This window comes from Streptomyces subrutilus, from assembly GCF_001746425.1.
GTDB classification, from domain to species: domain Bacteria; phylum Actinomycetota; class Actinomycetes; order Streptomycetales; family Streptomycetaceae; genus Streptomyces; species Streptomyces subrutilus_A.
In genome coordinates, this window is the sequence record NZ_MEHK01000001.1 from 5761641 (window position 1) to 5774763 (window position 13123).

General features: G+C 74.7%; 10 protein-coding genes, 1 tRNA gene and 1 pseudogene. 5 read left to right on the top strand and 7 right to left on the bottom strand.

The features are described from left to right. Positions 1-66 precede the first annotated feature (66 nt). From BGK67_RS26780 to BGK67_RS26790, 3 genes are read right to left on the bottom strand one after another with little or no spacing between them, the layout of a single operon-like run. Positions 67-1542 carry a class I adenylate-forming enzyme family protein gene (locus BGK67_RS26780; RefSeq protein ID WP_069922473.1) on the bottom strand — a complete coding sequence of 492 codons (1476 nt, stop codon included), beginning with the start codon at positions 1540-1542 and terminating at the stop codon, positions 67-69. Beyond that, entirely contained in the window at positions 1542-2285 is a 744-nt protein-coding gene (locus tag BGK67_RS26785) for a glycosyltransferase family 2 protein (RefSeq protein WP_244291315.1), read from the bottom strand. Before BGK67_RS26785 ends, BGK67_RS26780 begins: the two co-directional genes overlap by 1 nt. Next, a complete protein-coding gene (locus BGK67_RS26790; RefSeq protein ID WP_069922475.1) occupies positions 2282-3304 on the bottom strand; it encodes a 3-oxoacyl-ACP synthase III family protein in 1023 nt (340 codons plus the stop codon). The genes BGK67_RS26785 and BGK67_RS26790 overlap by 4 nt, the downstream gene beginning before the upstream one ends. Positions 3305-3605: 301 nt before the next feature. On the opposite strand from BGK67_RS26790, the pseudogene BGK67_RS40785 reads away from it, so the two are divergent. Next, positions 3606-5665: pseudogene (locus BGK67_RS40785) on the top strand (phosphocholine-specific phospholipase C). Here the strand turns inward: BGK67_RS40785 and BGK67_RS26800 are convergent. Continuing rightward, complete coding sequence (locus BGK67_RS26800; RefSeq protein ID WP_141754068.1) at positions 5652-6347, bottom strand: hypothetical protein; 696 nt, start codon at positions 6345-6347, stop codon at positions 5652-5654. The pseudogene BGK67_RS40785 and the gene BGK67_RS26800 sit on opposite strands and share 14 nt — an antisense overlap. Positions 6348-6418: 71 nt before the next feature. On the opposite strand from BGK67_RS26800, the gene BGK67_RS26805 reads away from it, so the two are divergent. Next, positions 6419-7174, top strand: coding sequence for an alpha/beta fold hydrolase (locus BGK67_RS26805; protein ID WP_069922477.1), 756 nt, complete (start codon positions 6419-6421; stop codon positions 7172-7174). A gap of 72 nt (positions 7175-7246) precedes the next feature. Here the strand turns inward: BGK67_RS26805 and BGK67_RS26810 are convergent. Next, a tRNA-His gene (locus BGK67_RS26810) sits at positions 7247-7319 on the bottom strand. A 214-nt stretch (positions 7320-7533) separates the two neighbouring features. Between BGK67_RS26810 and BGK67_RS26815 the strand changes: the two genes are divergently transcribed. Beyond that, positions 7534-8658 carry an aminopeptidase P family protein gene (locus BGK67_RS26815; RefSeq protein ID WP_069922478.1) on the top strand — a complete coding sequence of 375 codons (1125 nt, stop codon included), beginning with the start codon at positions 7534-7536 and terminating at the stop codon, positions 8656-8658. Between the two features lie 5 nt (positions 8659-8663). On the opposite strand, the gene treZ is transcribed toward BGK67_RS26815, so the two are convergent. After that, positions 8664-10412 (bottom strand): malto-oligosyltrehalose trehalohydrolase, encoded by a 1749-nt coding sequence (gene treZ / locus BGK67_RS26820; protein ID WP_069922479.1) that lies wholly within the window; start codon positions 10410-10412, stop codon positions 8664-8666. 110 nt (positions 10413-10522) lie between these two features. Between treZ and BGK67_RS26825 the strand changes: the two genes are divergently transcribed. Together BGK67_RS26825 and BGK67_RS26830 are read left to right on the top strand one after the other, a co-directional pair. Beyond that, on the top strand, positions 10523-11086 hold the full coding sequence (locus BGK67_RS26825) for a DUF1707 and FHA domain-containing protein (protein WP_069922480.1): 564 nt from the start codon (positions 10523-10525) through the stop codon (positions 11084-11086). 45 nt (positions 11087-11131) lie between these two features. Continuing rightward, the gene (locus tag BGK67_RS26830) at positions 11132-11632 is read left to right on the top strand and encodes a GNAT family N-acetyltransferase (protein WP_069922481.1); all 501 of its coding nucleotides are present in this window, start codon (positions 11132-11134) and stop codon (positions 11630-11632) included. Here the strand turns inward: BGK67_RS26830 and BGK67_RS26835 are convergent. Further along, entirely contained in the window at positions 11619-12884 is a 1266-nt protein-coding gene (locus BGK67_RS26835; RefSeq protein WP_069922482.1) for a M14 family zinc carboxypeptidase, read from the bottom strand. The two genes, BGK67_RS26830 and BGK67_RS26835, sit on opposite strands and share 14 nt — an antisense overlap. Between the last annotated feature and the right edge of the window lie 239 nt (positions 12885-13123).

Genomic DNA, 13123 nt, shown 5'->3' on the forward strand with positions numbered 1-13123 from the left:
GGACCGCGGAGTGCGGGAGTGCGCAGAGGGCGGGACCGCCGGTCGACGCCCGCCCCGGGACGGGCTTCACACCGTCGGGCCCAGGCGCTGCGCCGCCATCGCGGAGGTCGCCGCCCGGTCCGGTTTGCGCGAGCGCCCCGACAGGGGGATGCGGGCGAAGAGGAGGGCGTCGGGGCGTGCCGTGCCCATCCGGTGGAGCGGGCCCGACAGGGCGCTGCGCAGGCCGTGCTCGTTCGCGCCGCGCCCCGGCTGCACGACGGCCACCAGCCGCTCGTCGCCGTCGCCGGCCGGGACCCCGACGAGCACGGCCAGCTCCACTCCCGGCACGTGCAGGGCGGGCTCGTACAGTCCCGGGTAGATGTTCTCCGCCCGGCGCAGCACCATGTCCTTGCACCGGCCCTCCAGTACGATCCGGCCCGTGCCGTCCAGCCGCGCCCGGTCGCCCGTGCGCACCCACGGATCGGGCTCCTCGCCGAGGTAGCGCTGCCGGGCCGCGGCTCCGGAGAGAAGCAGCTGGCCGGCCGCGTCGGTCCGGGCCAGGACGCCCGGCAGCGGGGTGCCGACCAGGTCGCCGGGGCCCTCGAAGGCGGACTTCTCCCGTGCCTCCACCGCGGCGGCCGGGAAGAGCTCGGTCAGCGCGTACACCCCCCAGGCCCGGGCCGCGCCGGCTCCCCGAACCCGCTCCAGCAGGGCGGCGTCGGCCGGGGCCGAGCCCGTCCAGACCCGGCCGTGGAAGCGGGCTCCCGCGTCCAGCGCGTCCCGCAGCCCGGGCGGGGTCAGATAGGTGTCCCGGGGGCGCAGCCGGTGGAGCTGGCGGGCCAGCACCCGCGGGTCGCGGGCCGGGAGCGCGACGGGGGCGCCGCACGTCAGCGACGGGACCAGGACGAAGAAGGTGCCCCCGAGCACGGGCTGGTCCGGGACCGCGTCGAAGAGGGAGGCGACCGTGGCCATCCCGGCGGCCAGGCTGGAGCGGGTGTGCACCACGGCGCGCGGCCGGGAGGTGGTCCCCGAGGTGAACACGATCACCGCGTCCCCGTCGTGGTCCCCGTGCACCGGAACCCCGGCCCGGGAGGCCGCCAGGTCCAGCGCGGGCGCGCAGCCCGGCAGCCGGGGCCCGACGGTGGCGACCGGGCCCAGCTCGGCCAGGTCGGGCAGGGCCAGCCCCGCCCGGCGGGCCAGCGGCCGGGCCCAGCCCGCCACCGCCTGCGCGGCCGCGTCGGCCAGCACCAGCGAGGGCCGGGCCAGCGCGAGCCGGGCGCGCAGCACGTCCGGCCCCGCACCCGGGTCGAGCACGGCCCCGCGCAGCCCGAGCCGCCACAGGGCCAGGAGGACGGCGAGGGCCCGCGGCCCGGGCCGTACGGCGACCCCGACGGTGTCCCCGGCGCGCAGCCCGCGCGCGTGCAGGGCGGCGGCGAACGCGTCGGACAGCTCGGCGAGTTCCCCGCGGGTGGCGCGGACCCGGGCGGCGCCGGTCCGGGTGGCGGTGAGCAGGGCCGGCCGCTCGGGGCGGCTGCGCAGCGCGTGGTCGAGGCGGTCGAGCATCAGCGGGGATCCGTTCCGTGCGTGCCGCTGCCCTGGTCCAGGTACCAGCGGGCGGTGCCCGCGATCCCGTAGGCCCGCAGGCGCCGCGTGGAGTTCTCCACGACCATCTCCCGGCAGTGGACGATCCGGTCGGTGTGGCGGCGTACGGCGTTCAGGAAGAGCCGGTCGGTGGGGGAAGGGCGCCGGGGCATGCCGCCGACGGCCAGGTACAGCTCGGCGGTGATGGCCATGTTGTTCCCGGCGTGCATGCGGTACGGGGCCCGGTAGCCCTTGCGGCGCGCGTGCCGGGGCCGCAGCCGCCCGAACAGCGCGGCGAGTGCGACGAGCACGCCGAAGCCGGCCCGGCCGAGCGGGCCGTGCTCGTCGCGCCGGGCGACGATCCGCCCGCATACCAGCCCGGGGCGCCGGGTGAGGGCGGCCCGCGCGGCGCGCGTCCAGCCGGACCGGGGCAGGCAGTCGGCGTCCGTGCGGGCGAGCAGGGACGCGCCCCGGCCGATCGCGTACCGGAATCCGGTGTCGACGGCCGAGCCGACCCCCTTCTCCGGCTCCTCGATCACCTCGACGGGGAACGGCGCGCCCGCCGCGAACTCCCGGGCGATCTCGGCCGTGCGGTCCGCCGAGGCGTTGTCGACGACGAGCAGGGTGAAGTCCCGGTCGTGCTGGGCGGCGAGGGCGTCCAGGGTCTGGGCGAGACGGGCCTCCTCCTCGTGCGCGGGCACGACCACCCACAGGGACGGGCTCACGACTTCTCCCACACCATCGTCGTGATGCTGATGCCTCCGCCGAGTCCGACGAACAACACCCGTTGCCCCGGCTCCAGTTCGGTGAACACCCGGTCCAGCTGGACGCCGATGCTCGCGCTCGCCACGTTGCCGAGCTCGGGCACGGTCACCACCAGCTTCCCGGCCGGCACCCCGGTCAGCTCCGCGAACCGCTCCAGGTAGGGCACGGTCACCTGGTGCACCAGCACCTTGGCGAAGCCGTCCCAGTCCATCCCCGTCCGGTGGAGCGTCCGGTCGATGACGGCCGTGCCCACCTTCTCGAAGACGCCGCGCAGTTCGTGCCCGTCACCGCGGAAGTAGGTGTGCTCGTCCCCGCGCGGGTGGCGCGAACCGCCGCCCGGGATGCCCCCGACCTCCCAGTGCTCCGAGTGGGTCTCGGTGTCCACGTCGAGGATCCCGCCGCGCTCCACGGCCTCCACGACCACGGCGGCGCCCGCGTCTCCGAACGTGTACCCGGCGAAGCCGTCGCGGAACTCGGCCGGGCCGGCGGGGTCCTTGCGCACCGCCCGGCTCGGCGTCTCCCCGGTGACCACGAGCGCCCGCCGCGCCCGCCCGGCCAGGACCATCGACCGGGCGAGGTCGACGCCGTTCACGAAGCTGTTGCAGGCGTTGGTGACGTCCAGGGCGTGAGCCCGCGATCCCAGCTCGGCCTGCACGATGTGCGCGGTGGCGGGCTCGACCATGTCGCGGGAGGCGGAGGCGAAGAGCAGCAGGTCGATGTCGAGCGGGCTCAGGCCTGCGGCGTCCAGGGCCCGGCGGGCGGCGCCCGCGGCGAGCGTGGAGGCGTACACCCCAGGGCCGGCGACGCGGCGGGTGACGATCCCGGTGGCCTGCCTCAGCAGTGTCGGCGGCAGTGTGAGGCCGCTGCGCAGGGCCACCTCCCGCTGGAGGGAGTCCGAGGAGAGGACCTCGGCGGGCAGCAGGCTGCCGACGGCGGTTATCCCGGCGCGCGGCCGTTGGTCACTTGGCTGAAAGGGCATGCCCACACGATGGCAAGCCGGCATCCCCCGGGCCTGAGTACGGATGCTCAGATCGGTGCACGGGCCGGATGAGTATCCCCGCGCGGGGGCGCCGACCGCGAAGTGGAGCGGCTCCGGGGGCTGTTGCGCGGCGGGTGGTTCGCCTACCGTCTTCGCCAGACGCGCGGGCCGTCGGCGGTGACCCTTGCCGTTCTCCGGCTGTACGGCCGGGTGTCAGACAAGGATCTCCGTCCGGTACCCGGGGGGCGCTGTCCTTGGGGCGCCCCTCGCCTCCCCCCTCACCCGCAGAGGTCGACACGCCATGGCAGAACTCAACCGCCGCCGGTTCCTGCAGATCGCGGGGGGCACCGCCGCGCTGACGATGCTGAACGACAGCATCGCGCGGGCCGCCGCGATCCAGGCCCAGGGCACCACCGGCACGATCCGGGACATCGAGCACGTCGTCGTCCTGATGCAGGAGAACCGGTCCTTCGACCACTACTTCGGCGCGATGAAGGGCGTCCGGGGCTTCGGGGACCCGCGGCCGGTCCTCCAGGACAACGGCAAGTCCGTCTTCCACCAGTCCAACGGGACCAAGGACATCCTCCCCTTCAACCCGCAGATCGCGGACCTCGGGATGCAGTTCCTCGAAGGCCTGAACCACGACTGGGCGGGCGGCCACCAGGCGTACAACAACGGCAAGTACGACAAGTGGATCCCGGCCAAGACGGCCACGACCATGTCGTACATGACCCGGAACGACATCCCGTTCCACTACGCCCTGGCCGACGCCTTCACCGTCTGCGACGCCTACCACTGCTCCTTCATCGGCGCCACCGACCCGAACCGCTACTACATGTGGACGGGCTACACGGGCAACGACGGTACCGGCGGCGGCCCCGTCCTCGGCAACCAGGAGCTCGGCTACGGCTGGAAGACCTACCCCGAGCGGCTGGAGGCGGCCGGAGTCTCCTGGAAGGTCTACCAGGACATCGGCGACGGCCTGAACGCGGCGGGCTCCTGGGGCTGGATCAACGACGCCTTCCGCGGCAACTACGGCGACAACTCGCTGCTGTACTTCAACACTACCGGAGCGCCCAGCCCGGCAGCCCCCTGTACGAGAAGGCCCGCACCGGCACCAACGTCAAGGCGGGCGAAGGGTACTTCGACCGGCTGCGCGCCGACGTGGTGAACGGCACCCTGCCGCAGGTCTCCTACATCGCGGCCCCCGAGGCGTTCAGCGAGCACTCCAACTGGCCGACGAACTTCGGCGCCTGGTACATCTCGAAGGTCCTGGACGCGCTGACGGCGAACCCGGCCGTGTGGGCGAAGACCGCCCTGTTCATCACCTACGACGAGAACGACGGCTTCTTCGACCACGTGGTGCCGCCGTACCCGCCGGCCTCCTCGGCCTGGGGGCTGTCCACGGCGAGCGTGACCGGCGACCTCTACAACGGGGGCGGCGGGTACGCGGCCGGCCCCTACGGGCTCGGCCCGCGCGTCCCGATGATCGTGGTCTCCCCGTGGAGCAAGGGCGGCTACGTCTGCTCCGAGACCTTCGACCACACCTCGGTGATCCGCTTCATGGAGAAGCGCTTCGGCGTGCAGGAGCCCAACATCTCGCCGTGGCGGCGGGCGGTCTGCGGTGACCTGACCTCGGCGTTCGACTTCACCCGGGCGGACGCGGCGCCGGCCGCCCTGCCCTCCACGGCCGGGTACGTCCCGCCGGACAAGGACCGCCACCCCTCCTACCGCCCGACCCCGCCGGCCACGGGCGTCCTGCCCAGGCAGGAGGCCGGGTCCAAGCCGACCCGCGCCCTGGGCTACCGCCCGTACGTGGACGGCGCCCGCACCACGTCCACCGGCAAGTTCACCCTGACCTTCTCCTCCGGCCCCACCCTCGGCGCCCACTTCCACAGCACCTCGGGCAACCGCACGGACGGCCCCTGGCCCTACACCGTCGAGGCGGGCAAGACCCTCTCGGACACCTGGAGCACCAGCAGCTCCACCGGCCACCAGATCAACCTCACGGTCTGGGGTCCGAACGGCTTCCTGCGCAGCTGGAAGGGCCCGACCAAGACGGCCGGCCCCGAGGCCACGGCCCGCCACGTGGACTCCACCGGCAACCTCGCCCTCACCCTGACCAACCCCGGCCCGGTCGCGGTGAACCTCACGGTGACCAACGCCTACGGCGGCGCGGCCCAGACGCTCCTGGTCAACCCCGGCGCCACGGTCTCCCACACGGTGAACCTCGCCGCCACGGCCCGCTGGTACGACGTGAAGGTGGTCTCCGACAAGGACGCCACCTTCCTGCGCCGCTTCGCCGGCCACGTGGAAACGGGTGCCCCGGGCCTCTCCGACCCGGCGATCAGGACCGTCTGACCCGGTCCTGCGGGGTGCGCAGCAGCCGCCGTTCCAGGACCGGGAGGTCGCCGGGGCGGTGGCTGCGGGCGTGTCCGAGCAGGCGGTCGCGGGCGGTGTCCGCAACCCGGCGGCGCTTGGGGTGGCGGGCGGTGAACTCCTCGCTCGCGAAGAACCGTACGGCGCCCTCCAGGCCGGCCCGGTCCGTCTCCCGCACGGCCCAGGCCAGTTCCTCCGTGGCCGCGCCGGCCAGCAGCCGCACGGGAGCCCGCTCGGCGAGCAGCCATGCCGCGTCACGGGGCTCCTCCCGCACGGCGCCCAGCCAGCTGAACACCACGCCGAGCGGCACCCCGCGGGGCAGGCCCGGCTCGTCCTCGCCCCGGGCCAGGGCCCGGGCGTACTCCCGCAACCGCTCGGGGGCGGCGGCCGCCCACCGGGCGCGGTGGCGGGCCGGGATCCCGTCCGGGGACAACGGGTCGCGCAGGCGGACGGCCTCGTCGGTGAGGTGCGCGCCCTGTGAGCTCTCCGCGCACATGCAGGTGAAGCCCCGGTCCTCGACGGGGTGCGGCCGTGCGGCCGTGACCGCCTTGATCTCGTCCCGGTCGCTGATCTCGTACGTCGGGGGGTGATGGGGATGCCGGGCCCCGTCGCGGCGCGAGAAGTCCCCCATGACCAGTGGCTGCGGACGCGGTATCGGCTTCACGGTGTGATCGTAGGCCCGGTGGGCAGAGGTACGGCGCCGGCTTCTTGGACTCCGTCACCGAGGGAGAACGCATGGCCATCGCCCACCGCAGGATCGGCACCGGTCCCGTCCGCGTCATCGTGCTGCACGACTGGTTCGGCACCTCCGCCAACTGGGGCTCCGCGCTCGACTGCCTCGACCCGCAGGGGTTCTCGTACGCCTTCCTCGACTACCGCGGCTACGGCACGCGGCGGGACGTCCCCGGCCGCTACGACCTGCCCGAGATCGCCGACGACGTCCTGGAGCTCGCCGACGAGCTCGGCTGGGAGACGTTCTCCCTCCTCGGCCACTCCATGGGCGGCAAGGCGATGCAGCAGGTCCTCGTCCGCGCCCCCGAGCGGATCGAGAAGCTGGTCGGGCTCGCCCCGGTGCCGGCCGCGCCCTACGCGATGGACGACGCCGCGCACACCCTCTTCCACGGCGCCGCCGAGGACCCGGAGAAGCGGCGCGTCATCCTCGACCTGGTCACCGGGAACCGGGCGAGCCGCCACTGGGTGGAGCGCATGGTCGCCCACTCCCGGGACGTGTCGCGGCCCGAGGCCTTCGCCGCCTACCTGGCGAGCTGGCAGCCGCTGGACCTGTCCTCCGCGGTCAAGGGCAACACCGTCCCGGTGCTGGTCCTCGTGGGGGAGTACGACCTCGCGCTGACCGCCGACGTGATGCGCGCCACCTGGCAGGCCTGGTACCCGAACTGCCGGATCCGCACCCTCCCGGGCGCCGGCCACTACCCGCCCCACGAGACCCCGGTCGCCTTCGCCACCGAGGTGGAGGCCTTCCTGCGGGCCTAGCGGAGGACTCGCGCCCACGGAAAAGCCCGTGAGGGGTACGAGGAAACCTCGTACCCCTCACGGGCTCTACAGGGTGAGTGACGGGACTTGAACCCGCGGCCACCTGGACCACAACCAGGTGCTCTACCAACTGAGCTACACCCACCACGAAGGGTGGCGGACCACCCGTTCGACGTGCATGCACAGCATAGCCGATCAGCGGGGTGCTCCCGCGACGCGTTATCGCCCGGGCGGGGGCCGGGCGCCGCCTCCGGTGTGGCCCCGCTCACAGCAGCGGGGGCCGGGGCGGGCGGGGCGAGGCGGCGCCGGACCGGCGCGGCCCCTCCCCCCGTGGCGCGGCCCACGGCAGGATCACCCGTATGACCCGTGAACCCGCACCCTTCACGACCGAGGACTACGCCGCCCGGATGGCGGTCGCCGCGCGGACGGCCGCCGACGCCGGACTGGCCGGGCTGCTGATCGCACCTGGGCCCGACCTGACGCACCTCACCGGCTACCGCCCCACCGCCGAGACCGAGCGGCTCACCCTGCTGGTCCTGGCCGTCGGGCGGGAACCGGTGCTCGTGGTGCCCGCACTGGAGGCCCCGGACGCCGCCAAGGCACCCGGCGCCGCCGCGCTGGCCCTGCGCGACTGGACCGACGGGAAGAACCCGTACGCGCTGACCGCCCCGCTGCTGGACGCCGCCGGACGCTTCGGGGTGAGCGACAACACCTGGGCCCTGCACCTCCTCGGACTGCAGCAGGAGTTGCCCGCCACCTCCTACGCCCCCCTCACCGACGCGCTGCCCATGCTGCGCGCGGTGAAGGACGGCCGGGAGCTGGAGCGCCTGGCCGCGGCCGGCGCCGCGGCCGACGCCGCCTACGCGCAGATCCTCCACGTCCCCTTCGCGGGCCGCCGCGAGAGCGAGGTGGCCGAGGACCTGGCCGCGCTGCTGCGCGCGCACGGCCACTCCCAGGTCGACTTCACCGTCGTCGGCTCCGGACCCAACGGCGCCAACCCGCACCACGAGGCCGGGGAGCGGGTCATCCGGCACGGCGACATGATCGTCCTCGACTTCGGCGGCCTGCGGTACGGCTACGGCTCCGACATCTCCCGCACCGTGCACGTGGGCGAGCCCACCGCCGAGGAGCAGCGCGTCCACGACGTGGTCCGCGAGGCCCAGCAGGCCGGGGTGGCCGCCGTCCGCCCCGGCGTCTCCTGCCAGGAGGTGGACCGCGCGGCCCGCGCGGTGATCACCGGGTTCGGCTACGGAGACCGCTTCATCCACCGCACCGGACACGGCATCGGGGTCACGACCCACGAGCCGCCGTACATGGTCGAGGGCGAGGAGCAGCCGCTGGTCCCCGGCATGTGCTTCTCGGTCGAGCCGGGCATCTACCTGCCCGGCCGGTTCGGCGTCCGCATCGAGGACATCGTGACCGTCACCGAGGACGGCGGGCGCCGCCTCAACAACGCCCCGCGCGAGCTCGCGATCGTCGAGTAGCGCCCTCAGGGCCCCAGCACGACGGCGGATTCGCCCGGCAGGTGGATCCGGCCGTCCGCGCCCGGGTGCTCGAACGGCTCCCAGGCGGCCAGCACCCGCACGCCGTTGCGGCCCAGCGCGATCGTCACCGGCTCGGGGGAGAGGTTCACGGCCACCCGTACGTCTCCCCGCCGGAAGGTGAGCCAGCGCCGCTCCTCGTCGTAGGCGACCCGGACCGCCGCCAGGTCCGGATCGCGCAGGTCCGGGTGCGAGCGGCGCAGCGCGACGAGGGTGCGGTACCAGGCCAGCAGGCGGGCGTGGCCCGGCTGCTCCGGCTCGGCCCAGTCCAGGCAGGAGCGGTCCCGGGTCGCCGGGTCCTGCGGGTCGGGGATCTTCGCCGCCTTCCACCCGTGCGCCGCGAACTCCCGCCGCCGGCCGGTCCGTACGGCCTCCGCCAGCTCCGGGTCGGGGTGGTCGGTGAAGTACTGCCACGGCGTGCCCGCGCCCCACTCCTCACCCATGAACAGCATCGGCACGAACGGCCCGGTCAGCGCCACGGCCGCGGCACACGCCAGCAGCCCGGGGGAGAGCGAGGCGGAGAGCCGGTCGCCGAGCGCCCGGTTGCCGATCTGGTCGTGGGTCTGGGTGTAGCCGAGGAAGCGGTGCGCCGGGGTCCGGCGGCGGTCGACCGGACGGCCGTGGCGGCGGCCGCGGAAGGAGGACCAGGTCCCGTCGTGGAAGAAGACACGGGTCAGGGTCTTGCCGAGGGCGGCCAGCGGCGCCTGCGCGAAGTCGGCGTAGTAGGCATGGGATTCACCGGTCAGCGCGCAGTGCAGGGCGTGGTGGAAGTCGTCGTTCCACTGGGCGTGCAGCCCCAGGCCCCCTTCGGCGCGCGGGGTGGTGGTGTGCGGGTCGCACCGGTCGGACTCGGCGATCAGGAACAGCGGCCGCCCGGTCTCGGCCGCCAGCTCGTCCACCGCGGCGGCCAGTTCCTCCAGGAAGGTCAGGGCCCGCCCGTCGGCGAGCGCGTGCACGGCGTCCAGCCGCAACCCGTCGATCCCGTAGTCGCGCAGCCAGGCCAGCGCGCTGCCCAGGAAGAACGCGCGCACCTCGTCGGAGCCGGCCGCGTCCAGGTTCACCGCCGCGCCCCAGGGGGTGTGGTGGGTCTCGGTGAAGTACGGGCCGTAGGCGGGCAGGTGGTTGCCGGCGGGGCCGAGGTGGTTGTGGACCACGTCCAGGACCACGCCCAGCCCCGCGGCGTGGGCGGCCTCCACGAACCGGGCCAGCCCGGCCGGGCCGCCGTACGGCTCGTGCACCGACCAGGGGGCGACCCCGTCGTACCCCCAGCCGTGCCGGCCGGGGAAGGAGCAGACGGGCATCAGCTCCACGTGCGTGACGCCGAGGGCGGTGAGGTGGCCCAGGCGCGCGGCGGCGGCGTCGAAGGTGCCCTCGGGCGTGAAGGTGCCGATGTGCAGCTCGTACAGGACCGCGTCCTGCAGCGGGATGCCCGGGGCCGCGGCCGCCGGCTCGGGCAGGAGCGCGAAGTCGACCACCGCCGACAGGCCGTCGGGGCCGTCCGGCAGCCGCCGGGACCGCGGGTCGGGCCGCGGGACCGGGTCGCCGTCGAGCAGGAATCCGTACCGGCTCCCGTCCGACGCCGGGGCCTGCACGGTCCACCAGCCGTCGCGCTCTGCGTCGCGCGCCATCTCGTACGCCTCGTCGTCGAGTCGCATGGCGACATGACCTGTCAGCGGTGCCCACACCTCGAACTGCACGGACGTTCCCCTCGTCTGCGGCGCTGTTCAGCATGCGTATCCTGCCCATCATCCGGGGCTCGGCGGGGGAGTTCTGGACACTCCGGCCTTGTCGGGCTGACAATCACCCTGTGACGTCGAGTTTCGAGTTCTCCGCCTATCCCGTGCCGCGGCTCTCCGACGCCGAGCGTGACTGGGCGCTGGACCAGCTCCGCGAGGGTGCGGCCCAGGGCATGCTGTCGCACGACACCCTCGTGCGCCGCATCGAACTCGCCCTGGCCGCCCGCCGCTCCGAGGACCTCGCGGTCCTCACCGCCGACCTCCCGGGGCGGGAGCGCGTCGAAGACCGGTGGACCCGTCGGCTGTTCGGCTGGGTCGGGCGGATGTCCGCCGTCTCGGTCGGGGTCCGGCGCGCCTGGGCCGCGGAGAAGCTGCCCAAGCTGCTGCTGCCGCACCCCGGCACGGGGCGCCTGCGGATCGGCCGCGACCCCGGCAGCGGGCTGCGGCTCAGCCACGAGACCGTCTCCCGCGCGCACGCGGAACTGAGCCTGCGCGACGGGGTGTGGGTGCTCAAGGACCTCGGCTCCACCAACGGGACCACGGTCAACGGGCACCGGGTGACGGGCTCCGCGGTGGTCCGGGACGGCGACCAGGTCGGCTTCGGGAAGGTGACCTTCCGCTTGTCCTCGAGCTGAACCCCGCCCCACGGACCGGCGGAGCCGTGGTGCAGGGTGGCGGGCATGGAACACAAGCCTGTCGTGCGCCGCGCACGCGTAGGGGACCTGCCCCGCCTGGTCGAACTCATGCGGGAGCACATCGCGTACGAGAAGTCGGCGCCCCGGCCGCCCGGCCTCGCCGAGCGGCTGGGGCCCCAGCTGTTCGCCGAGGACGCCCGGATGTGGGTGCTGCTCGCGCAGACCCCGGACGGGCGGAGCGCCGGATACGCCGCGTGCTCGGCCGAGTTCTCCTTCTGGGACGCCGGCTACTACCTCCACATGGACTGCCTCTACCTGGCCGAGGAGGCCCGCGGGCACGGACTGGGCGCCGCCCTGATGGACGGCGTGCGCGAGCTGGCCCGCGAGCTCGGCCTCGGGCAGGTCCAGTGGCAGACCCCCGACTGGAACGAGGGCGCGATCCGGTTCTACGACCGGCTCGGCGCCACCGGACAGCCCAAGCGCCGGTACGGCCTGCCCGTGGACCCCGGCGGCGACAGGGCGCCGGCCGCGGCTAGGGCGCGGTGAGGCGTTCGTAGGCGGCCAGGACGGTCCGGGACTGGTGCTCCACCTGCGTGGCGACCGGGACCCAGCGGGCCTGGAAGCGGGCCGCGAAGTCCTCGCACCACTCCGTGACCAGCCGGTCCAGCGCGGGCGCCGACGGGTGGCCCTGCGTGCGCAGCACCCGCAGCAGCATCGCGGCGGCGCGCAGCGACATGCGCCGCCCGAAGGCGTCGATGCTGGCGACGTACGCCGTGGTGGCCTCGGCGGGGGCCCCGTCGCCGCTCCATTCGGCGGTGATCCGGGGGATCAGCGCGAGCGTCCAGTCCACCGCGCGCAGCAGGGGCGCCGCCGGGTCCTCGTACGGCAGCGGGCCGCGGCGGATCGCGTCCCGTACGGCGGCCACGCGGGCGGTGTCCTCGCCGAGCCGCGCGGCCAGCATCCGCAGGGCGCCGCGCGGGTCGGGGTGCGGGGTCGGGTCATTGACCAGGTCCGAGGCCCACATGGGGACTTCGACGATCGCGGTGGTGCCGGCGTACCGATGGGCGTGGTACCAGGTGCTGAGCCGGGTGTCCTCGGGGTGGAAGGCCCCGGCGGCCTCGCTCCCCGGCTGCGGGATCACGAAGATCCCGGGCCCGGGGGAGGGCCAGCCGGCGGCGTCGGAGGCCCCGTTCTCCACCGGGATGCGCAGCTCGGCGGCCGATTTGCCGAAGGGCTCCGCGAGGCCGGAGATGTCCCGGGTCAGCTGGACCCAGGAGCCGCCGAGGTCGGTGGCGTGCAGCGAGACCTGGAGGACGGGCCGCAGCTCGTCGATGAGGGCGGTCAGGGCCAGGGTCTCGGGCGGCAGCCGGTCCGGGGGCAGTAAGGACGGCGCCCACTCGGGCTGTTCGGGGCCGGGGGGCCGGAAGAAGTGCCGGTGGTAGTCGAGGAGCGAGTACGGCTGGGGCGTGCGGTGCAGGTCCGCGCCGTCGGGATCGGCGCAGAGCAGGAAGTGCCAGCCGCAGCCGGTGCGCGGGCCGGGTTCGTGCAGCAGCCGGCGGGCGAGGGAGAGGACGGTGGCGCCGCCGACGGGTTCGTTGGCGTGGGCCCCGGCGACCACGAGGACGTCCCGGCGGGCCTCGCCGGTGCTCGCGAGGGAGAGCACCCAGAGGGGCTGCCCGGCTCGGGAGGTCCCGGCCTGGCGGAGCCGGACCGAGGCGGGGTGTTCGTCCGCGAGGGCTCGGGCGGCCAGGGCGAGCTCGTGGGGTGTGGGGTAGCGCATGTCGCGGAGGAGTGTCACAAGGGATGCCATGCCCGCCGGGCCCGGACCCTACTGCTGCGCAGGCCGCACAGTTCCCCCTGGGCTCCGCCCCGCGCCTCAATCGCCGGCGGGGCTGGTTTCGGCTCCGCCTGGCGTCCAGGCGCGGCGCGGTTGCCGGGGGCAGGCCCCCGCCCCGCGCCTCAGTCGCCGGCGGAGCTGGAATCGCCCCCGCCGTCGGGTGGGTGCGGCGCCGTTGCCGGGGGCCGGCCCCCGGACCC